Here is a 20,828-nt window from a genome sequence, read left to right on the forward strand (position 1 = left end):
TAAGGAGTAACAACAGGTGCAATTAGATATTAATACCATTTTAATGGCTGGCTTCGCGCTGGCGGTTATCATTACCATTGTCAAAACCGCGCGGGTGGTGCCGCAAAAAAGTAACTTTGTTATTGAGCGTTTAGGCAAATACTCGCGCACGCTCGATTCGGGTTTTCATATTCTGATCCCTTTTATCGATAAAGTGGCTTATGTGCACAGCTTAAAAGAAGAAGTGATCGACGTGCAGCGCCAGACTTGTGTTACCCGCGACAATATCCAGGTCGGTATCGACGGCATTTTATACCTGCAGGTTATCGACCCGCACAAAGCCAGCTACGGTATTAACGACTACCGTTATGCCTCGGCCCAGCTGGCACAAACCACCATGCGTTCAGTGATTGGCCAGACCGATTTAGATAAAACCTTTGAAGAGCGCGCCAAAATTAACGAAGAAGTGGTAAAAGCGCTGGACGAAGCCGCGGCGCCCTGGGGTGTAAAAGTACTGCGCTATGAAATAGCCGACATTGAACTACCAATTAGCATTAAAGATGCGTTAGAGCAGCAAATGCGCGCCGAGCGTGAGCGCCGCGCGGCCATTGCTAAATCAGAAGGTGAGCGTCAGGCCATGATTAACGTGTCTGAAGGCCAGAAGCAGGAAGTCATTAACCTGTCTGAAGGTGACAAGATGCGCCAGATCAATGAAGCCGAAGGCCGGGCCCGCGAAATTGAGCTAATCGCCGTGGCAACTGCCGAGGGTATTCGTAAAATAGCCGAAGCAATCAATCAGCCGGGCGGTTCAGAGGCGGTCAGCCTGCGTGTCGCCGAGCAATATGTAAAAGAATTCGGCAACCTGGCGAAAACCAACAACACCATGATAGTACCGGCCGAACTGGCCAATATCGGCGGTGCGGTCGCCGGTTTAACCGAAATTTTAAAAGTCGCGCAGCCCAAGGCCTGAGCAGACAAAAAGGAGTAGTGTATGGCAACTGAACAAGCATTTAACGAAGCGCTGCTGAAACTGGCCGTGCTGATGTACCGCACAGACGGCAAAATCCGGCTGAACGAGCAGGAGTTGGTGGACCTGATTGTCGATGACTTAAATTGGCAAGGCGCTATCAGTGTTAGCGCAGTGCAAAACCAGGCTGTAGCCGAAGTGCGCGAGGTTATCCGCGCCGATAAGGTAGATGCCTATCTGGCCGGTTTAAAAGATGCCCTGATGTTTGATAAGAAAAAAACCTTGGATACCGCCAGGCAGATTATGCAAAGCGATGGTGAAGAGGCAGTAAAAGAGCGTCGGCTGTACGACTACCTGCGCCAGCAGTTATTGGTATAGACCTGTAGCCATTCTCCCCATAGAAGCCAGCACAGCGCTGGCTTTTTCCGCCCTTCGTTAACCAGAAATAGCCTTAATCCCCGCCACTATTGCCGCTGCACTCTCCTTGCCATAACCGCCACCCCCTAAAAATACGGTGGGGATATTGAGTGCTTTTAAACGCTGATACACCAGCTTATGGCTTTGTGCTACGTCATCAACGCTAAGTTGTAGTCCGCCTAGCGGGTCGGTTGCCAATACATCGGTACCGGCAACCACAAAGGCGAGTTTATAGCCGCCGCTTAGCTGGTCTAATGCGGCTGTTAGTTTATTCAGATATAGCTCACTACCGGTACCGCTGGGCAGCGGCACGGCGATATCAACTCTGCGCCGGCTTACCGGGTTATTGGGGTAAATATCAGCGTTGTACACATCCAGCAAAGTGACGTTTGTATTATCGTAAAAGGTGCGGGCGTTGCCGTTGCCGTGATGGGCGTCGATATCAATAATCAGTATTCTGTCATCGGCTGTTAACTCGCCGCCGGCGATAAGCTGCTGGTAGCTAATACCAATATCGTTGTAAATACAAAAACCTTCCATACTGTGCTGATCCGCATGGTGGTAGCCGCCGGCCAGATTCCAGGCATCTTCACCTTTTAACGCTGTCTGGCTGGCAGCAAGAGTGCCGGCAACTCCCCAGCGCATGGGCTGTAGTATGCGTTTATCCAACCATGAATAAGGTAACAGTGGAATATAGGGCGCTTCCAGTGCTTCAAGCACCGGGCGTTTACGTAATACCAGTCTGCGCGTCAACGAACTTAGGAAAGTATTTACTGCTGTCTCTGGAATGCACTGAACTGGTTCGACGATAATTACCCGCTTTTCGTGCCGAAGTTGCGCCACGACCTTGCCAAATTTCATTCCATCAAACGGATGTAAGAACTTAAGTAAGCCAATGTCGATATTGTAATTGTCGTGGTAGAAAACTTTCATGAATTTCTCAGCTCGTTTGCGTAACGCATTACATTTGCCGGCGCCATATTTGTTATTACGGCGTTTTTACTACTTCGCCGCCTTTAATCACCACAGGGATCTGCTCCAGCAGTGTAATTTGCTCAAGCGGGTTACCCTTTACGGCCACCATATCGGCGTAAGCGCCGGCTTGGAGTACGCCGACATTTAGCTGGCCTTGCTCGTTGCGCCAGTTTAATAGCTCTGCAGCGTGCAGGGTGGCGCTTTGTATGGCCTGCAGCGGTGTCATGCCCCATTGCACCATATAGTTGAACTGGCGTGCATTTAAACCATGGGTGTAGACACCGGCGTCGGTGCCGTAGGCGATATTAAGCCCGGCTTTTACCGCTTTGCGAAAGTTTTGCCGTTGCAGTTGGCCAACGGTGCGCTCTTTCGCCAATGACTCGGGCAAGATGCCGGCGGCTTCGCCTTCCTGCAAAATATAGTCGCTGACATAAATATCCATCACCAGATAGCTACCGTTGCGTTTGGCCAGCTTAATGGCTTCATCGTCAATAAAGCTGGCGTGTTCAATGGAATGAACACCGGCTTCCAGCGCGCGCTTAATGCCGCGCAGGCCGTGGGCATGGGCGGCAACAATAGCGCCGCGATCTTTGGCTTCTTCTACTAAGGCCTGCATTTCAGCCAGGCTGTACTGGCTGGCGTTAACGTCGGTATTGCGTGATAACACGCCGCCAGTGGCGGTAAACTTAATCACATCGGCGCCGTATTTCATATTGCTGCGCACCTTAGCGCGTATCGCATCGGCGCCGTTGGCCACGCCATCGCTACTTGCCTGATAGGTATGCGGTAGCAGGTTATTGTCGCAGTGGCCGCCGGTCATGCACAGGCTGGGGCCGGACACCCGCATACGTGGTCCGCGGATTTCGCCGGCGTTAATGGCATCGCGCAGGTCCACGTCAGTAAAGCCGGCGGCGCCTAAGTTACGCACTGTGGTAAAACCAGCTTGCAAGGTGGCCTGGGCGGCAGTCACGCCAAACAGCGCCTGGCGCGCCGGTGTTTGTTGCAGGCGGCGGTAGCCATGCTGTGCCGGATTGGCCGTTAAGTGCACGTGCATATCAATTAGCCCCGGTAACAGGGTATAAGCAGATAAATCGGTACGCGGTAGCTGTTGCTGCTCAGTGCTGAGTTGGTTAACCGGCATAATGCTGTGAACGCGGTCTTGCTGCAGCAATATAGCCTGCTCAGCATGTAATTCGCCACTGCGCACATCCAGTAGCTGACCGGCAATAATCAACTTGTCTGGCGCAGCTGCAACCTGGCCAGCCAATAACGCCGTGATTAAACTCAGAGCACTGATCACGCGCATGTTTTACTCCTGATCCGAGCTGGGTAGCGGCTGTGTTTTCATATCCTGGGTTTTTTCTGCCATTAGTGCGGCCAGCTGCTGTTCCATTTTTTCCAGTTTTTCCCGGGTGCGCAGCAGCACCTGGCGCTGTACGTCAAATTCTTCGCGGCTGACAAAATCCAGCTCGGTCAGTTTGCTTTGCAGCACCTGCTTTACTTTGGCTTCCACGTCATCAGCAAACTGGCGCAGTTGTGGCGGAATAGCATTGCCAATTTGCTTGGCGATATCTTCAATTTTTTTCGGATCGATCATGGTTATCTCCTGTGCTGCATCAATTACTTGCGACATGGTGGCAAAGCATTAGCGTTATTCTACAGAGCAAAAGCCGGATAGCGAATGCTATTTAACGGCAAATTTCGTTACAATGCCGCCCTGGCTATAAGGGTGTGTCAATGAAGTTAAATCCGCAACAAAATGCTGCTGTTAAATTTATTTCCGGGCCTTGTCTGGTGCTGGCCGGTGCCGGCAGCGGCAAAACCCGGGTAATTATTAATAAAATTGCCTATTTAATTCAGCAATGTGAGATGCCGGCGCGGCATATTGCAGCGGTTACCTTTACCAATAAAGCGGCGCGGGAAATGCGCGAGCGGATTAATCATCAGTTACCGAAAACCGCGACCCGCGGTTTAACCATTTCCACTTTTCATACGCTAGGGCTGGAAATTCTGAAAAAAGAATACCGGCATATTGGCTACAAAGCGAATTTCACCCTGTTTGATGATCAGGACAGCCTGGCGCTGCTAAAAGAGCTCAGTGAAAATGATATTCAGGGCGATAAAGATTTACTGCGGGCGCTGCAAAGCAAAATCAGCAGCTGGAAAAACGAGCTGACGCTGCCAGCCAAAGCGATACAGGACGCCAAAGATGCGCAAAGTATCAGCTTTGCCAATTATTACCAGCAATACAGCCAGCAGCTGACTGCCTACAATGCGCTGGATTTTGATGATTTAATTTTGCTGCCTACCTTATTGTTTGCGCACAATGCCGAGGTGCGCGCCAAGTGGCAGCAAAAAATTCAGTATTTACTGGTGGATGAATATCAGGATACCAATACCAGCCAGTATCAGCTGGTAAAGTGGCTGGTGGGTGAACGCCAGCGTTTTACCGTGGTGGGGGATGATGATCAATCTATCTATTCCTGGCGCGGTGCGCGGCCACAAAACCTGGCGTTGCTGAAAACCGACTTTCCGAATTTAAATGTGATTAAGCTGGAGCAAAACTACCGCTCGGCCGAGCGCATTTTAAAAGCGGCTAATATTTTAATTGCCAATAACCCGCACGAATTTGATAAGCAGCTGTTCAGTGAAAATGGCTATGGTGTGCCGCTGAAAGTCATCCCCTGTAAGCATGAAGAGGACGAAGCGGAAAAAGTGGTGGCCGAGATCATTTCGCACCGCTTTATTAACCGCAGCCAGTACCGTGATTATGCGCTGCTATACCGTGGCAACCACCAGTCGCGCTTATTTGAAAAAGCGCTGATGACCAACCGTATTCCGTACAAAATTTCCGGTGGCACGTCGTTTTTTTCCCGCAGTGAAATTAAAGATGTGATGGCCTATTTGCGCCTGGTAGTAAACCAGGATGATGATAATGCTCTGCTGCGCATTATTAATGTGCCAAGGCGCGAAATTGGCGCCGCGACCTTGCAACAGATAGGCAACTTAGCCAATGAAAAACACATCAGCTTATTTGAAGCCTGCTGCGACAGTGAATTGTCGATGCATTTGTCGGCCCGGGCCCACAATGCGGTAAAACAGTTCGCCCAGTGGATAGTGGGCATTGCCGATAACGTACAGCGCGCCGACCCGGCTGAAGCCATCCGCGATCTGATCCGGCAAAGCCATTACGAGGCCTGGTTGTTTGAAACCAGCCCCAGCGCCAAAGCGGCGGAAATGGCGCTAAAAAACGTCAACGAGCTGTACCGTTGGATCAGTGAGATGCTGCAGGGCAAGGATGACGATGAGCCGATGACCTTGCCCGAAGTGGTTACCCGTTTAACACTGCGCGATATGATGGAGCGGCAGGAGCAGGACGACAATGCTGATCAGGTGCAGCTGTTAACACTGCATGCCTCTAAAGGCCTGGAGTTTCCCTATGTGTTTATGGTGGGCATGGAAGAGGGCATTTTGCCGCACCAAAGCAGCATAGATGAAGACAACGTTGAAGAAGAGCGCCGGCTGGCCTATGTTGGCATAACCCGCGCTCAGCGCGAGCTGATCTTTACCTATGCCAAAGAGCGGCGTCAGTTTGGTGAAATTATCCGCCCCGAGCCAAGCCGGTTTTTGTATGAACTACCACAGGATGATCTCGACTGGCAAAACGCCACAGTGGTGAAGACCGCCGAGCAGCGCCAGCAAAGCGGCCAGGCGCATATTGAACGTTTACGCCAGTTGCTGAAAAACCACTGAAGGCGCATTGGCTAATGCATTGGCGCTGAGTAGCTGTGCCACGTATTTGCCTTGCATAAAGCAGCAGCCTTCGGCCAATAGCAAATTTAACAGTTCAGCATTGTCGATGCCATCGGCCAGCAGGCGGAATTTATAGTTGTGTGCCAGTTGTTGTAACATTTGCAGTAACTGGCGTTTATGCGCATGCCGCGGCAGCTGACGGCAAAAACTGGCGTCCAGTTTGACAAAGTCAAACAATTGCAGCAATAACAACCCCATAGGCGCGCTGTCGGCAGCAAACTGATGAATAGCCAGCCGGACGCCGGCTTGTTTTAGCTGCGCCAGCACTTTGTGCGTGCTATCGCCGGCTTGCAGCAGCTCACTTTCCGTAAACGCCAGGCACAAGCGTTGTGGTCGCGTCAGGCTGCTAATATGCTGCTTTAATTGTTTTAACAGCTCAGTTTGCTGCAGATGACTGATGCTCAGGCGTAAGGTGAGTAAACCGGTGTCGTCATCAGTTACTGCCAGTTGGCGGCAGGCTTGCTGCAGCATCAGATGTTCAATTTGTGCTGTCATGCCGCCGTCGGTACTAAACTGGCTGAAATCGTACTGGGTACCCAGTAACGGATGTTGCCATTGGGTATGTACTTCATAACCCAATAAACTGCGGCCCTGGCCACATAACACCGGCTCATATACGGCGGTAAATTGTTGTTGCTCCAGCGCCTGCTGCATCACTTGCTCCAGCGTCATCGCCTGCAACAGCTGTTCACGCATGGTGTCATTAAAAATAACAAAGCGGTTGCGCCCCATCGACTTGGCCTGATACATAGCGGCATCTGCATCGCGTAACAGGGCTTCGGCTTTGTTATGCTCAGCGCTGACATGCGCAATACCGATACTGGCGCCCGACTGTACCTGCTGGCCCTGCAGGTAGAACGGCTGACGAATTTTATCGATAATACGTTCGGCGACATCTTCGGCATCGGTTGGTAGCACCAGACTGGTAAGTAATACGACAAACTCATCGCCGCCGAGGCGCGCGGCAACGTCATGCTCGCGCACGGCGCTGAGTAAGCGTTTACTGACTTCAATTAAAAAGGCATCACCGACATGATGGCCCAGACTATCGTTAATCTGCTTAAAACGATCCAGGTCGATAAACAGCAGTGCCATGCTCAGTTGTGGCTGGCGTTTGCTCAGCGCAAACTGTTGTTTTAACTGCTGTAAAAACATCTGCCGGTTGGCCAGCCCGGTCAGCGCATCGTGGTTGGCTTCGTAAAACAGCTTTTGCTCAGCTTTTTTGCGCTCTTCTACCTGTAAGCGCAAAAATAAATTGGTCTGGCGCAGTTCACGTGTGCTTTCAAACACTTTGCGTTCCAGCTCTTCCTGATGCTTTTTCTGCTGCTCGGTGGCTAATTTGCGCTGAATAGCGACGGCGATATGCTGCGATACAAAACGCAGTATATTCAGCTCATTGTCACTATAGCCATAGCGCTGGTCATAGGATTGCAGCGCAATAACGCCGATAACCTGCTGGTCAATCAGCAAGGGCGCGCCCAGCCAGCTGGTAGAATGCCGCGCCGGTTTGGCCGGGTCTGCCATGCCGCGGCGAATTTCACCGGCACTGACCAGTTTTTCAGCAGTGTCGGCATTAATCAGCCTGGCATCGCCGCAGCGTATAACATACTCGGTAAAACCGCGGCTAAGCGGCCGTTCGCGCGCAGGCGGTGCATATTGGTCCAGATAAAACGGAAAGGTCAGTTTGCTGCGCTCGTTGTCGATAAGAGCAATGTAACAGTTGTCTGCCGGCATCAGGCCGGACAAGACCTGATGTACTGCGTGGTAGAAGCTGTCCATATCACGGCTGCTGGCCGTCAGCTCAGATATCCGGTACAGCGCAGCCTGCAGCTGTTCGGCGTTAGTGCGTTCGGTGATTTCTTTTTGCAATGAGCTGTTTATTTCCCGCAGCTCACGCGTGCGTTGGCGAACGGTATCTTCGAGCAGCTCGCGGCTTTTTACCCTATCCAGTGCCGTAATGGTATGGCCGCCGATACTGCTAAACAGTGCCAAATCGCTGTCTTTATACAACTGACGGGCGTTGTAAGATTGTATCGCCATGACACCTATCACTTGCCCGCTACGGCATAACGGGATACCCAGCCAGTGCGCACAAGGCGAACCCTGGGGTTCGATAGCGCCGCTGGCGATCAGTTGGTTAAACTGTTCGCTATCGCATAATAGGGCCTGGCCGGTACGGGCAACATAGCCGGTTAAACCGCTGGAGAAAGCGCTGGAGGGCACCTTAGCAATCAGCTGTTGATCTTTTTCGTCTGAGAAGTATTGCGGCGTGTACAGGCCGGTTTGGCTGTCATAAAACACCACATAGAAGTTTTCGGCGTGCAATAGCTCCGACACCATCTGATGGATGGCAGGATAAAAGTCCCGCATATCGCTGATGGTGCTGGCCAGTTCAGATAATTTTAGTAAGGCGCCCTGAGTGATATAAGCTTGTTTATAGCGCCGTGCTAACCAGGTTAGCCGGCGTAGCTTATTTTCGGCTTGTTTCAGCTTTTTGCTCAGCTCTGTTGCTTGCTTCAACCCTGACTCTTTTTATTTTATCGTCGAGGCAAACTGCCCGACTTATTGTAATTGTGCCCATTATGCACAAAGATTGACCAGTTGGAAGAGCGATGCAGCCAAAAATGCCGGTCTGCTTTAGCAAATTTTACGTGGTGTTGGAACTAAAAAGACTAAGGCCGCTGTGTAGCGGCCTTAGCGGTTGGTATGCCGACTTAACCGCGCTTATACGCCATCGGTCATAAATTTAATGGCTGCGGCAATTTCATCGTCGCTGCAGTCACCACAAGTACCGCGTGCCGGCATATTGCGGATACCCTCAATAGCGTGCTTCAGCATAGTATCAAAGCCTTGATCCATCCGCGATTTCCAGGCTGCATCACCTTTTTTCGGCGCATCCAGCGCGCCGGTGCCGTGACAGGCAAAACAAGCGGTCTGGTATACCTTTTCACCACTGCGGGGGCCTGCCGGACCCGCATCAGCCGCCGCTGTTGCACCTGCAACATATACCTGACCAACCGGCGCCAGGCGTTTCGCCAGGGCCTCTTTGTCGGCGTCTGCGCTGGCATGAATGCCAAAGGTGGTCAACAGCAAAGCAAGTGCAATGGTGAATTTATTCATGTTATCTGATCCTGTGGTCAAGTCCGCACAAAGTTTGCGCCATTATAGCCTTCAAGCGGCCGCCAGGGGAAGCCCCTGCGTTGCTATGTGTTACGGTGCGATGTCGGCAAAGGATCGATGTGGCACTCATTTTAGTGTTGATCTGGAGCTAAGCCGCATTATCAGCCTTATATACTTTTACTGCAGGTTGAAAAGTGTTTTTAAAGCAAAATTATTTAACGGTTTTGCTTTGCATCTGGCGGCAATATGGTAGTCTATTCGACCGGTGAGCTGACAGCAGTAGACTGATAGCCCCGGTACAGGATAACGCCGCTAAGCGTTTTCCACATAAATGGAAGTATTATAATAATAAGATGGGCACTGTAGTACACCCCTTATTTTATCTATCAAAACAATAAGTTAAACAACTCCATCACTGGCTCTTCGACAGAAAAGCTGGCGCGTTTGCTTGTGTTTCACACAGAGTTATCCACAGCTTGTTGTCGTGTAGGCCAGATGCTGGCGGTACAGCATACGCTGTGGCATGCTATGGCTTTATTTGCGCAGGACATTCTTTCTCATGGTTACTATTCCCGACACACCGCTGATCCTGGTTGACGGCTCTTCTTATTTATTTCGCGCTTATCATTCACCGCCACATTTAACCAATTCACGCGGCGAGGCAACCGGCGCTATTTACGGTGTAGTAAATATGCTGAAAAGTTTACTGCGCCAATACCAGCCCAGCCAAATGGCCGTGGTATTTGATGCTAAAGGGCCGACATTTCGTAACGAGATGTACAGTGAATACAAAGCACACAGACCGCCGATGCCGGATGATTTGCGCAGCCAGATTGAGCCATTACACCGTATTATTGAAGCGATGGGCTTGCCACTACTGTGTGTTAGCGGTGTAGAGGCAGATGATGTTATTGGTACCCTGGCGCGTCAGGCCAGCGCACAGGGGCGGCATACCCTGATTTCAACCGGCGATAAGGATATGGCGCAACTGGTTGATGAACACGTAACCTTAATAAACACCATGACCAATACGCTGCTGGATCAGCAGGGAGTGCTGGATAAGTTTGGCATTGGCCCTGACCTGATCATCGACTACCTGGCGTTAATGGGTGATAAAGTCGATAACATTCCCGGTTTACCAGGCGTGGGTGAAAAAACCGCGGCGGCATTATTGCAGGGGCTCGGGTCGATTGAGCAAATTTATCAACAGCTGGATCAGGTAGCGACGCTGAGTTTTCGTGGTGCGAAAACAATGGCGGCGAAATTGCAGGAGTTTCGTCAGCAATTGCTGCTGTCATACCAGCTGGCAACAATAAAAACCGACGTTGAGCTGCCTTATCAGCTGGCCGATTTGATGATAAAAGCACCAGACAATGCCGCTTTGGCTGAGCTGTATAAGGATTGCGAATTCCGCCGCTGGTTAAGCGAAGTGCTGTCTGCCGGCGAAACCGTTAAACCGCAGAGTAAGGCCGCACAAATGGATATGCTGGCCGATGATGCTGAGCCGCAGCTAACAGAAAACAGCCCGGCGCCGCTTAATGCCAGCCAGTATCTGACCGTGCTGGATAAAGCCGCCTTTGCTTCTCTGCTGCAAACCCTCAGTGACGCTGAGTTAACGGCCTTTGATACGGAAACCACCAGCCTGGATTATATGCAGGCCGAACTGGTGGGGATGTCTTTCGCTGTTACGGCAGGTCAGGCCTGGTATCTGCCATTGGCTCATGACTATGTTGGCGCACCGGCGCAACTTGAGCGCGACTGGGTGCTGGCACAGCTTAAACCCTGGCTGGAAGATAACAGCAAAGCCAAAGTGGGGCAAAACCTGAAGTACGATCAAAGCGTGCTGGCGCGTTATAACATCCGCCTGAATGGGGTGCGCTTTGATACTATGCTGGAATCTTATGTGCTCAATTCGGTTGCCGCACGGCATGATATGGATAGTCTGGCGCTGAAATACTTAGGCCATAAAACGGTTAGTTTTGAAGATATTGCCGGTAAGGGAGCCAAGCAGCTTAGTTTTAACCAGATAGCGCTGGACAAAGCCGCGCACTATGCAGCAGAAGATGCCGATGTGACATTACAGCTGCACCAGACATTATGGCCACAACTGCAGCAGCAACCGCAGCTGGTATCGGTACTTACTGAGATTGAAATGCCGCTGGTGGATATTTTATCGCGCATTGAACGCCACGGTGTGCTGATTGACAGCAGCTTACTGGCGGCGCAAAGTGAGCAATTGGCTAAACGCATTGCCGAGCTGGAGCAGCTGGCGTATGAACAGGCCGGTAAGCCGTTCAATCTGTCGTCACCAAAACAGCTGCAGGAAATCTTATTTAATCAGATGCAGTTACCGGTGATCAAAAAAACACCCACCGGTGCGCCGTCAACGGCGGAAGATGTCTTAGCAGAGCTGGCGCTGGAGTATGAGTTCCCGAAACTGATCACCGAGCACCGCGGTTTAACCAAACTAAAATCTACTTATACCGATAAACTGCCGAAAATGGTGCATAAAGCAACCGGACGGGTACATACTTCTTATCATCAGGCCGTGGCCGCTACCGGCCGGTTAAGCTCAACAGATCCTAATTTACAAAACATCCCTATCCGCACTGAAGAAGGCCGGCGCATCCGTCAGGCCTTTATTGCGCCACCGGGTAAGAAAATTGTCGCGGTGGATTACTCGCAAATTGAATTGCGCATCATGGCGCACCTGTCGCAGGACAAAGCGCTGCTGGATGCCTTTGCACAAGGTTTGGATATCCACCGTGCTACTGCGGCGGAAGTGTTTGCTGTCAGCTTGGATCAGGTAACAGCAGAGCAGCGCCGCAGCGCCAAGGCCGTTAATTTCGGCTTGATATATGGCATGTCAGCCTTTGGTCTGGCGAAACAGTTAGGTGTGAGCCGCAATGAAGCGCAACAGTATGTCGACCGTTATTTTGAACGTTTCCCCGGTGTGCTGGATTATATGGAACGCACGCGTAAACAGGCACATGAACAAGGCTATGTTGAAACCCTGTTTGGCCGGCGGCTGTATTTGCCGGAGATTAATGCACAAAATATGGCGCGGCGTAAAGGCGCAGAGCGGGCCGCCATCAATGCGCCTATGCAAGGCACGGCGGCAGATATTATTAAAAAAGCCATGATCGTCGTAGATAACTGGTTGCAGCAGCAGAGCGCAGACAGTATCGCTATGATTATGCAGGTACATGATGAACTGGTGTTCGAAGTTGATGCGCAGCAGCTTGATACTGTGATCCCGCAGTTGGTAAAACTCATGGCGCAGGCGGCATCACTGGATGTCCCCCTGCTGGCGGAAGCCGGGGCGGGGGATAATTGGGATCAGGCACATTAAAATGGAACTTAATTGACAGGCCCAGGTCTGATATTCCAGTTACATTATCCCTCTCTCCTGTTTTAACCGTTATCCCGCCGTCATCGGCGGGATTTTTTTGTTTCACTTCGTAATTTAATTACCTTATTTTTCAGTTTGAACAAATAAAAGCCGATAAATGTAGTTTTATTACAGAAAAGGCTTGCAATTTAAAGCTGATTGGCTAAAATTTGTCGGGTAGGGTACAGAGGTAAGATGTTCTATCTTTCAACGCCAGAGCTTTAGTGCTCCAGCCCATGAAAGTAGGCTTATTTAGCCGCCCCACTGCTTGCAGTGGGGCGTTTTTTTTTGCCGGAAAACGGCTTCTTGTCGTCTGCTATCCGGCTGGAACGCGGTGAAAACACTGTTTTAAGCTGACACTACGGCTGGGAAACTGAAAATTTGTGAGATTTTTTAGAGCAAATACTTCAAACGTGGAAATTTTGCTGTATAATGACGTTGTCTTAGCGATAAGACACCCTGTTGATTTGAAATTATAGCTTCTCCCCGTTTGCTATGGCCGACACCCAAGGGTGTCGGTTTTTTTCTGCCTGTTAGTCTATAGCTGGCCGTTCCGTGTCGTCAGTAGCGCCGTACCAGCGATCCAGTACTTGCTCTAACTCTGCTAATCCTAGTTTATTCAATGAACTAAACGCATGTACTGTCACGTCGCCCATAAAGGCCAGTGCGGCTTCTCTGACTTCCAGTAAGGTTTTCTTGCGTGCTCCCGGCCCTAATTTGTCGGCCTTGGTCAGCAATATCAGTACAGGCAGCTCACTGCCCACAGCCCAGTGCACTAAATCCTGATCTAAATCTTTCAGTGGGTGGCGGATGTCCATTAATACCACCAGCCCCTTTAAGCTATCGCGTTTCATCAGGTATTCGGCCAGCGACTTTTGCCATTTTTCTTTTATTGCCATCGGCACCTTAGCAAAGCCGTAACCGGGTAAATCGATCAGCCGGCGTTGCTGATCCAAGCTAAAGGTATTAATCAGTTGGGTGCGGCCTGGCGTTTTACTGGTGCGGGCTAAACTATTTTGCCGTGTCAGCGTATTTAAAGCACTGGATTTACCCGCGTTAGAGCGACCGGCAAAGGCAACTTCGACGCCTTCATCGGCTGGCAACGCTTTAATATCGGGAGCACTGGTTAAAAAAGTAGCTTGCTGATAGTTTATTTTTGACTTGTACACTGCCTTCTCCGGCGGATAATTTGACGTCATTGTAGCGGATCTGACAGATCGGCAGAAGCTTTTGCATGCGCTATGGGATTTTACTTTAGGCAGTTTCGTGTAAAATAGGCATAAAAATTAGGGTTATTACACTTGGTTGCCAGTATGCTGGCGGTTTAATGCGGACAGAGACGGATAAAAAATGAAAAAAATTCTATTTCCACTGACGCTGTTATTCGGTCTAATCGGAACAGCCCAGGCGTTTGACGGTGATGCTGAAGCAGGTAAAGCGAAGTCGGCAGTATGTGCAGCTTGTCACAGCGCAGACGGTAACAGTGCGGTGGATATGTATCCTAAGCTGGCTGGCCAGCATGCCCCTTATCTATACAAGCAATTACAGAACTATAAAACCGGTATGGAAACCGCCGGTAAGCAAGGCCGTAACAATAGCATTATGTTTGGTATGGTGGCGGCGCTGTCAGATCAGGATATGAAAGATTTAGCCGCCTACTTTGCTTCACAAAAAATGAAAGCCGGTACTACACCAGAGAATGTGATTGCCCGTGGTGAGCAGCTGTATCGCGGTGGTGATGCTGAACGTGGTATCGCCGCTTGTATCGCCTGCCATGGTCCACGTGGTAACGGCACCAGCCTGGGTGGTTTCCCGAAGATATCGTTTCAGCATGCGAATTATCTGAAAACGACCTTACAGGAGTTTCGTAGCGGTCAGCGTGCCAATGATCTGAATGGCATGATGCAGGATATCGCCCGGAAACTGACAGACGAAGATATCGAAGTGTTGTCCCAATATCTGGGTGGCTTGCACTAAGCCCCGACGTTTACCGCAAAAAAGCCGGCGTTTATCGCCGGTTTTTTCTTTGCGGCGGCTGGATTTTTGTGCGAAATATCGCACAAAGGTTGTAAGAGAACAGCGAATTGATATTTTTATTGAACTTTTTTTGCTGCTTGAAATATAGTTTAACGTTATGATTTTAAACGTTTAAAAATGAAACGACAGATTAAATGTGCTTTTTTTTGCAGCAAGCGCTTGCCATCTGGTCAGATTGGAGTAAATTGGTGCTCAGTTACACTTTGTAACGTTTAACAACAGGGACTCGCCGCAGGGAAGTAACAGTACCAGTACGCAAGTGCGCGGTGCCTTAGTTTTAACCACATCGGGACGATGTGCTGCGTGATGTCACGCTCAGGGATGGTTACGAAAGTATCAGGAAGATCGTAAAGAATAAAAAAACCTCAGCCAGGAAGGCAATATAAAACAGGGATTAAGAAAACAGGGTGTTGCAGCAACATCAGGACGATGACAGCGAATGAGAGAAGTGTCCACTTGACACAAATATATCCGGGGCGATAAGACTTTCTTATCGCCTTTTTCTTTTACTCAACGTAAACCCTCTGTTATGCCTAATTCGAGTTGTCCGCTTTGTGATGCAAAGCAGGTAAATTTTTTCCAACAAGACGTTCGCCGCAGTTATTATCAATGCCAGCAATGTATGCTGGTGTTTGCTGACCGTGCCAGTTTGCTGTCGGCCACAGAAGAACTGACGCAATATCAGTTGCATCAGAATGATGTACAGGACCTGGGCTATCGACGTTTTTTACAGCGGCTGGCTGGCCCTTTGCTGGCAAACTTACCGTCAGCTAAGCTTAGCGGGCTGGATTTTGGTTGCGGACCTGGGCCCCTGTTAGCGCAAATGTTGGCTGAGGCTGGCCATGATATGGCAGTTTGGGACCCGTATTTTGCCGCTGAGCCGGCGGTGTTACAACACCAGTACGACTTTATCAGTTGCAGTGAAGCCATAGAGCACTTTGCTAACCCACGGCAGGAATGGGCGTTGTGGTTGCAATTGCTTAAGCCCGGCGCAACGCTGGCCATTATGACCAAGCGCTATACCAGTGCCGATGCTTTTGCGAACTGGCATTATAAACTGGACCCGACGCATATCAGTTTTTTCGCAGCTCAGACCTTTGCTTATCTGGCCGAGCGCGATGGCTTTGACCTGCAACTGGTGTCGGATGATGTCGTATTGTTAAAGCAGATAAAGCATTAGTGTTTCGCGGCAAAACTGGTTAAAATGTGCGCCCTTTTTTACAGGTAACCACCATGACACGTCAGAAAAAAACGCGCTCTGCCGGCCCCAACGGCCTGCGGAACTTGTCGGCAGAAGATATTCGTAAAACCCGTCAGCCGAAAGAGCAGACTAAGAAAAAAGGTGCCGGGCTAAAAGCCGGTAGCCGTAATAGTGTGGCGGTGTCTGGCAACGAGACAACGGGCAGCGCGGCCAAGAAAGACAAACGTCTGGGCAGCAAAAAGCCGATCCCGTTACTGCCGGTTACTGATGTTGCTGTGGCACCGGTGATCGTGCCACAACCGAAGGCCAGCCTGGCCAAAGCCAAGCCGCAAGCGGTGAGCCCAGAGCAAGAGCTGCTACTTATTGAAAATGACAGCTATTTACAGCAGTTGTTAGAGCGGGTGGAACAGGACGAGATCCTCACCGGCAAAGATGCGAAGTACTTTAATGCCAAAATAGCCCGTATGGAACAGCTGATGGCTGAGCTGGGATTATCTGACGATGAGGCTGAGGTTGATCCGCTGGCGGCTTTTGAGAGTAAAGATTGGCGTAAAGATCTGTTGGGCGATGAGGACTAACCTTGGATACTAGCGTGTTGATAGCCATTGTCGTTGGCGCCGTTATCATTGCCGGGCTGGCATTTTACGCGGGAACTTTGCTCTGGCGTGTGCAGCAGCAACGATTGGCGCAGCAACAGCAAGCGGCGCAGTTACAGCAGCAAAAGGCAGAAAAAGCGCTGTATCTGCGTGATAGCATTATTCTGATTTGCAAAGCAATGCGGGAAGAGCAGTGCGAACTGTCAGAAGGTTCCCTTCGCTTATGGGTGTTGCTGGACCATCTGGTACCCGAGCGGACACCGGATCCGGTACTCAGCTATCCGGGGTTGCACCAGATGTATCAGGTGGTGAAAGATATGCCGACGCACCAGGCCCGCAAAGCACAGGACAAAGCGCTGACACGGCAACAGGATAAGGTGCGGCTAAAAGCGGAACATGAGCTAAAAGACGTTATTCAGGCTGATGTGGCCGCCTTGCTACAGCGGTTTCAGGCGCAGTAACAAGGCTTAGCAGCTTATTGTTTGTAGATTTGGCCGGCTTTCATCACAAAACTGACCTGGCCCATCAGGTTAATGTCTTGCAGCGGGTTGCCCGGTACGGCGATGATGTCAGCCAGTTTACCCGCCTTGATACTACCCAGTTCGTCCTCTACGCCCAGTAAACGGGCACCTTCGATAGTCGCACTGTGAATGGCGTTCAGGGCTGGCATGCCAGCTTCGGTCATATAGACAAATTCGCGCCAGTTGTTGCCGTGTTCAAATACACCGGCGTCAGTACCAAAGGCAATTTTTACTCCGGCTTTATAGGCTTCGGCAAAGGTCTGTTGGATCTTGCCACCAATGGTTGCGGCTTTGGGCCTGACCAGCTCAGGAAAGAAACCGGCGATGCGTGATTTTTCCTCGGCCCATTTTCCGGCGCTGATCGTCGGCACAAAATAGGTGCCTTGCTTGCGCATCATCGCCATAGTGGCCTTATCCATATAAGTGCCATGTTCAATGGAATGGACACCGGCTTTAATGGCGCGCTCCATGCCTTCTTTGCCGTGGGCGTGTACGGCCACTTTCATGCCATAGTCATTGGCGGTACTGACGATGGCGGTCAACTCCTCGGCGGTAAACTGTGGGTTGCTGCCGCTTTTGGCTACGCTTAACACACCACCGGTGGCGGTAATTTTGATCAGATCTGAGCCTTCTTTATAGCGTTGACGCACGGCTTTGCGTGCCTCGTCGGCGCCATTTATGACCCCTTGTTTTGGGCCGGGATCGGCCATAAATTCCGCTGCGACGCCATTGGTCGGGTCGGCATGGCCGCCGGTGGTGGCAATCGATTTTCCGGCAGCAAAAATTCGCGGCCCGGTGACGTAACCTTTGGCAATGGCTTTTTTCAGCGCGGTACTGATTTGATGGTTGTCACCCAGCTCACGCACTGTGGTAAAACCAGCCATTAAGGTCTTTTCCGCAAAGGTAGCGCCACGCAGGGCGTAGTCGGCTTCATTCATGGTAAAGCCTTCGCTGTATACTGTCGGACTAAACTGGGTGTAAAAGTGGGTATGCATGTCCATCAGGCCCGGCATAACGGTATGCTGGCGCAGGTCTATCACAGTGTCCTGGGCGCCTGGCTGACGGAAGCCTGGCTCTAGCGCAACGATTTTATCCTGCTCAATGATCAGCGTCTGTTCAGACAACACCTTGTTATCTTCAGCGGTAATCAGTTTGCCGGCGTGGATAAGGGTAGCGGCCTGGGCAGGCAGTACGGTAAACAGGCTACTGAGCAGCAGGGCAAGCGGCGTTTTATACATATTATTTCAGCCTTCTGATGAGTGGGAACTTAGCCAGTGTTGTCAGCCGGGCGCCGTTCGACAACCGGCTTGAGACAAGGTGCCGGTTTTCGCAGACCAGTGCCGGTTCAGGCAATGGCGATGCTAAAAGGGTAACCGGCGCTTTTCAGTTGATAATGCTGTTGCTGATCACAATAGACCGCTACCGCCTGCTCTGCCAGTTGGTAGTACACATTACGGCTGAGCTTGGCGTTAAGACCACGCCACAGCTGCAGATAGGGCAGCAGCTGCTGTTGTGGGTCCAGCTGCAGTAACAGGGGATGCTGTGGGCTGACGAGCACCTGCTGCTGTAAATTGGTGTTGAGTTGCAGTGCCGGGCCCTGGTCTGTCGCATGCCAGGCCCAGTCGGTCACCAGCATGGGCGCGTCGGCAACGCTGATACGCACTTTTTCTGCCGGGGTTTGCAAAAAATATTCACCGTTTTGCTGCAGCAATACCGACGCAAACAGCTTGACCAGTGCTGGCCGCTGGATCAGGCTACCCTGATAATACCAGTTTGCCGCACTGTCGATATGAATTGGCAGATCGCCACAAAAGGCTGGGTTCCAGCGTTCTACCGGCGGTAAATTGGGTTGTTGTAATTGTTGCTGCAGTGAGGCCAGATCCATCGGATTTATCAGCTTAGAAAAACGTGACTAATAGCTTAGCAAAAATATACCCTGACCGGGTGTGCGGGAAGGATGGGGTGACTGATGGGGCTCGAACCCACGACAACCGGAATCACAATCCGGGGCTCTACCAACTGAGCTACAATCACCACAAGGACGACTATTTTACTCAATTTTATCGCTGCAACCAAGCATTTTCCCGAAGTACCTGAAATCTATCACTTGCTATCGTCTTTTCACGCCCGGCAGCTGGCCTAATATGCTATTATTTGCGCTGTTTGTTCAGTCTAAGTGATTTACAGGAGCGTAACATGGAGCAAATTGAACAGTTGTTTCAGCAAAACCATGAGGTGTTATTAGGGTATCTGCTGCAGTTCGTGGCGGCGGTTGTCATTTTTTATATCGGCCGCATGGTCGCCAAAGCCGTCAAACGCTTTATGGAACGCGCCTTACTTGCGCGTTCGGTAGACAAAGCGGTGGTATCCTTTGTCGCCAGTATAGTGTACGCCGTTATTCTGATCGCCACCGTGCTGATGGCATTATCCCAGGTTGGGGTGCAAACCACATCCTTTATCGCCATTTTAGGTGCTGCAGGTTTAGCGGTGGGTTTGGCGCTGCAGGGCTCACTGGCCAACTTTGCTTCCGGTATTCTGATTATTTTATTCCGGCCGTTTAAATCCGGTGACTTTATTGATGCCGGCGGCATTAGTGGCACTGTCGATAAAATTGAGATTTTCCAGACCATCATGAAAACGCCGGACAATAAACTGGTGATTGTGCCTAATGCCCAAATTACCGGCGGTGCTATTACTAACTTTTCAGCCGAGCCGGTGCGCCGGGTTGATCTGGTGATTGGTATCAGTTACGACGCCGATTTACGTAAAGCCAAGCACATTTTGCAACAAATGCTGGCTGACGATCCGCGGGTGTTGAAAACGCCGGAAGCCGTGGTCAGTGTGGCGGCGCTGGCTGACTCATCAGTTAATTTAAATGTAAGGCCCTGGGTTAATTCAGCTGATTACTGGGCAGTGTATTGGGATACGCTGGAAAAAGTAAAACTGGCATTTGATGAACAGGGTATTGGCATCCCTTATCCACAAATGGATGTGCATATCAAGCAAGACAAGCAGGAGTAAGTATGAAGTGTTATGCAATTCTGGCGGCCGCTGTGGCTGCCAGTATGTCGGTGCAGGCAAATGATAGCGCTGCCAGCAATAAAGTGTGGACCACCTCGGCAGAGCTGGGGGCTATTACCACGTCGGGTAACACGGTTGGTACCTCGGTAACCGGTAAGATTGACGCCAAGCAAGAGCTGGAACAATGGAGTAACCAGTATATTTTCAGTGCGTTTTTCAAAGAAGATGAGAAATTGGAAAATGGTGAAAAAGTCACTGAACGTTCGGCAGAGCGTTACCTGATTTCGGCCAAAGCCGCTTATAAATTGGATGCTGAGTTTGATAAGTTGTTTGTGTTTGGCTCTTACACCGATGATAAGTTTGGCGCTTACCTGAAATACACCACTGTTGCAGTCGGTTATGGTACCCGTTTGTACAATACCGAAGATAAATCTCTGGATGTGGAAATTGGTCCGGGTTATTTCAGCGGTGAGCGTTCTACCGGTGAAACCGAGAATGGTATGATCGTGCGTGGTGCGGCAGCTTTTAACTGGACGATCAGCGAGTCGGCCAGTTTTGCCCAAACACTGAGCGTGGAATACGGTGAGGACAACACCCGTACTATTGCTGAAACGTCACTGCTGGCCAAAATCAACGGCTCGCTGCAAATGAAAGCAGCCTTTTTGGTGCAAAACGACTCTGATGTGCCAGAACTAAAGAAAAGCACCGATACTCAAACTTCTTTAACACTGGTGTACTCGTTCTAAAGCTGCACACGCCCGTGCTGTTGTGCGGGCGTTCTCTAACATTA

General features: G+C 50.6%; 18 protein-coding genes and 1 tRNA gene. 10 read left to right on the forward strand and 9 right to left on the reverse strand.

Going from position 1 to position 20,828, the window contains the following annotated elements:
* The first annotated feature begins 16 nt into the window (after positions 1–16).
* Positions 17–949 carry an SPFH domain-containing protein gene (locus tag EYB30_RS06700; protein WP_410200356.1) on the forward strand — a complete coding sequence of 311 codons (933 nt, stop codon included), beginning with the start codon at positions 17–19 and terminating at the stop codon, positions 947–949.
* A gap of 21 nt (positions 950–970) precedes the next feature.
* The gene (locus EYB30_RS06705) at positions 971–1,324 is read left to right on the forward strand and encodes a hypothetical protein (RefSeq protein WP_166838148.1); all 354 of its coding nucleotides are present in this window, start codon (positions 971–973) and stop codon (positions 1,322–1,324) included.
* 57 nt (positions 1,325–1,381) lie between these two features.
* Here the strand turns inward: EYB30_RS06705 and EYB30_RS06710 are convergent, their stop codons facing one another.
* Genes EYB30_RS06710 through ubiK form a run of 3 tightly spaced genes read right to left on the reverse strand, consistent with a single transcriptional unit; the run spans position 1,382 to position 3,935 of the window.
* Positions 1,382–2,296 (reverse strand): arginase family protein, encoded by a 915-nt coding sequence (locus EYB30_RS06710; protein WP_166838149.1) that lies wholly within the window; start codon positions 2,294–2,296, stop codon positions 1,382–1,384.
* A gap of 55 nt (positions 2,297–2,351) precedes the next feature.
* Positions 2,352–3,644, reverse strand: coding sequence for a Xaa-Pro dipeptidase (locus EYB30_RS06715; RefSeq protein WP_166838150.1), 1,293 nt, complete (start codon positions 3,642–3,644; stop codon positions 2,352–2,354).
* A 3-nt stretch (positions 3,645–3,647) separates the two neighbouring features.
* Complete coding sequence (gene ubiK, locus EYB30_RS06720; RefSeq protein WP_166838151.1) at positions 3,648–3,935, reverse strand: ubiquinone biosynthesis accessory factor UbiK; 288 nt, start codon at positions 3,933–3,935, stop codon at positions 3,648–3,650.
* Positions 3,936–4,075: 140 nt separating this feature from the next.
* Here ubiK and rep point away from each other — a divergent pair, with 140 nt between their 5' ends.
* On the forward strand, positions 4,076–6,091 hold the full coding sequence (rep, locus tag EYB30_RS06725; RefSeq protein ID WP_166838152.1) for a DNA helicase Rep: 2,016 nt from the start codon (positions 4,076–4,078) through the stop codon (positions 6,089–6,091).
* On the opposite strand, the gene EYB30_RS06730 is transcribed toward rep, so the two are convergent.
* Together EYB30_RS06730 and EYB30_RS06735 are read right to left on the reverse strand one after the other, a co-directional pair.
* A complete protein-coding gene (locus tag EYB30_RS06730) occupies positions 6,065–8,671 on the reverse strand; it encodes a sensor domain-containing phosphodiesterase (protein ID WP_166838153.1) in 2,607 nt (868 codons plus the stop codon). The two genes, rep and EYB30_RS06730, sit on opposite strands and share 27 nt — an antisense overlap.
* A 204-nt stretch (positions 8,672–8,875) precedes the next feature.
* Entirely contained in the window at positions 8,876–9,271 is a 396-nt protein-coding gene (locus EYB30_RS06735; protein WP_166838154.1) for a c-type cytochrome, read from the reverse strand.
* Between the two features lie 559 nt (positions 9,272–9,830).
* Between EYB30_RS06735 and polA the strand changes: the two genes are divergently transcribed.
* Complete coding sequence (gene polA, locus EYB30_RS06740) at positions 9,831–12,623, forward strand: DNA polymerase I (RefSeq protein WP_166838155.1); 2,793 nt, start codon at positions 9,831–9,833, stop codon at positions 12,621–12,623.
* Positions 12,624–13,195: 572 nt separating this feature from the next.
* Here the strand turns inward: polA and yihA are convergent.
* Complete coding sequence (gene yihA / locus EYB30_RS06745) at positions 13,196–13,831, reverse strand: ribosome biogenesis GTP-binding protein YihA/YsxC (RefSeq protein WP_166838156.1); 636 nt, start codon at positions 13,829–13,831, stop codon at positions 13,196–13,198.
* 181 nt (positions 13,832–14,012) lie between these two features.
* On the opposite strand from yihA, the gene EYB30_RS06750 reads away from it, so the two are divergent.
* The 4 genes from EYB30_RS06750 to EYB30_RS06765 all read left to right on the forward strand — a co-directional run bounded on the left by EYB30_RS06750 (position 14,013) and on the right by EYB30_RS06765 (position 16,957).
* Positions 14,013–14,639, forward strand: coding sequence for a c-type cytochrome (locus EYB30_RS06750; RefSeq protein ID WP_166838157.1), 627 nt, complete (start codon positions 14,013–14,015; stop codon positions 14,637–14,639).
* Positions 14,640–15,228: 589 nt separating this feature from the next.
* Positions 15,229–15,879: a class I SAM-dependent methyltransferase gene (locus EYB30_RS06755; RefSeq protein WP_166838158.1), complete on the forward strand. Its 651-nt coding sequence runs from the start codon at positions 15,229–15,231 to the stop codon at positions 15,877–15,879.
* Between the two features lie 53 nt (positions 15,880–15,932).
* The gene (gene yihI / locus EYB30_RS06760) at positions 15,933–16,478 is read left to right on the forward strand and encodes a Der GTPase-activating protein YihI (RefSeq protein ID WP_166838159.1); all 546 of its coding nucleotides are present in this window, start codon (positions 15,933–15,935) and stop codon (positions 16,476–16,478) included.
* A 2-nt stretch (positions 16,479–16,480) separates the two neighbouring features.
* Positions 16,481–16,957 carry a DUF2489 domain-containing protein gene (locus tag EYB30_RS06765; RefSeq protein ID WP_166838160.1) on the forward strand — a complete coding sequence of 159 codons (477 nt, stop codon included), beginning with the start codon at positions 16,481–16,483 and terminating at the stop codon, positions 16,955–16,957.
* Positions 16,958–16,971: 14 nt separating this feature from the next.
* On the opposite strand, the gene EYB30_RS06770 is transcribed toward EYB30_RS06765, so the two are convergent.
* The 3 genes from EYB30_RS06770 to EYB30_RS06780 all read right to left on the reverse strand — a co-directional run bounded on the left by EYB30_RS06770 (position 16,972) and on the right by EYB30_RS06780 (position 19,051).
* Entirely contained in the window at positions 16,972–18,255 is a 1,284-nt protein-coding gene (locus EYB30_RS06770) for a metal-dependent hydrolase family protein (RefSeq protein WP_166838161.1), read from the reverse strand.
* A gap of 107 nt (positions 18,256–18,362) precedes the next feature.
* On the reverse strand, positions 18,363–18,902 hold the full coding sequence (locus EYB30_RS06775) for a DUF1285 domain-containing protein (RefSeq protein ID WP_166838162.1): 540 nt from the start codon (positions 18,900–18,902) through the stop codon (positions 18,363–18,365).
* Positions 18,903–18,975: 73 nt separating this feature from the next.
* Positions 18,976–19,051, reverse strand: a tRNA-His gene (locus EYB30_RS06780).
* Positions 19,052–19,213: 162 nt separating this feature from the next.
* On the opposite strand from EYB30_RS06780, the gene EYB30_RS06785 reads away from it, so the two are divergent.
* Positions 19,214–20,038 carry a mechanosensitive ion channel family protein gene (locus EYB30_RS06785; RefSeq protein WP_166838163.1) on the forward strand — a complete coding sequence of 275 codons (825 nt, stop codon included), beginning with the start codon at positions 19,214–19,216 and terminating at the stop codon, positions 20,036–20,038.
* 2 nt (positions 20,039–20,040) lie between these two features.
* The gene (locus EYB30_RS06790) at positions 20,041–20,784 is read left to right on the forward strand and encodes a DUF481 domain-containing protein (protein WP_166838164.1); all 744 of its coding nucleotides are present in this window, start codon (positions 20,041–20,043) and stop codon (positions 20,782–20,784) included.
* The last annotated feature ends 44 nt before the right edge of the window (positions 20,785–20,828 follow it).

The organism is Rheinheimera pleomorphica (genome assembly GCF_011634895.1).
GTDB classification, from domain to species: Bacteria; Pseudomonadota; Gammaproteobacteria; order Enterobacterales; family Alteromonadaceae; genus Alishewanella; species Alishewanella pleomorphica.

Bases quoted from the DNA above. Each gene is read 5' to 3' on its own strand.
- EYB30_RS06705 (WP_166838148.1), top strand. From the start codon at position 971: ATGGCAACTGAACAAGCATTTAACGAAGCGCTGCTGAAACTGGCCGTG.
- EYB30_RS06710 (WP_166838149.1), bottom strand. From the start codon at position 2,296: ATGAAAGTTTTCTACCACGACAATTACAATATCGACATTGGCTTACTT.
- EYB30_RS06715 (WP_166838150.1), bottom strand. From the start codon at position 3,644: ATGCGCGTGATCAGTGCTCTGAGTTTAATCACGGCGTTATTGGCTGGC.
- ubiK (WP_166838151.1), bottom strand. From the start codon at position 3,935: ATGATCGATCCGAAAAAAATTGAAGATATCGCCAAGCAAATTGGCAAT.
- rep (WP_166838152.1), top strand. From the start codon at position 4,076: ATGAAGTTAAATCCGCAACAAAATGCTGCTGTTAAATTTATTTCCGGG.
- EYB30_RS06735 (WP_166838154.1), bottom strand. From the start codon at position 9,271: ATGAATAAATTCACCATTGCACTTGCTTTGCTGTTGACCACCTTTGGC.
- polA (WP_166838155.1), top strand. From the start codon at position 9,831: ATGGTTACTATTCCCGACACACCGCTGATCCTGGTTGACGGCTCTTCT.
- EYB30_RS06750 (WP_166838157.1), top strand. From the start codon at position 14,013: ATGAAAAAAATTCTATTTCCACTGACGCTGTTATTCGGTCTAATCGGA.
- EYB30_RS06755 (WP_166838158.1), top strand. From the start codon at position 15,229: ATGCCTAATTCGAGTTGTCCGCTTTGTGATGCAAAGCAGGTAAATTTT.
- yihI (WP_166838159.1), top strand. From the start codon at position 15,933: ATGACACGTCAGAAAAAAACGCGCTCTGCCGGCCCCAACGGCCTGCGG.
- EYB30_RS06770 (WP_166838161.1), bottom strand. From the start codon at position 18,255: ATGTATAAAACGCCGCTTGCCCTGCTGCTCAGTAGCCTGTTTACCGTA.
- EYB30_RS06775 (WP_166838162.1), bottom strand. From the start codon at position 18,902: ATGGATCTGGCCTCACTGCAGCAACAATTACAACAACCCAATTTACCG.
- EYB30_RS06785 (WP_166838163.1), top strand. From the start codon at position 19,214: ATGGAGCAAATTGAACAGTTGTTTCAGCAAAACCATGAGGTGTTATTA.
- EYB30_RS06790 (WP_166838164.1), top strand. From the start codon at position 20,041: ATGAAGTGTTATGCAATTCTGGCGGCCGCTGTGGCTGCCAGTATGTCG.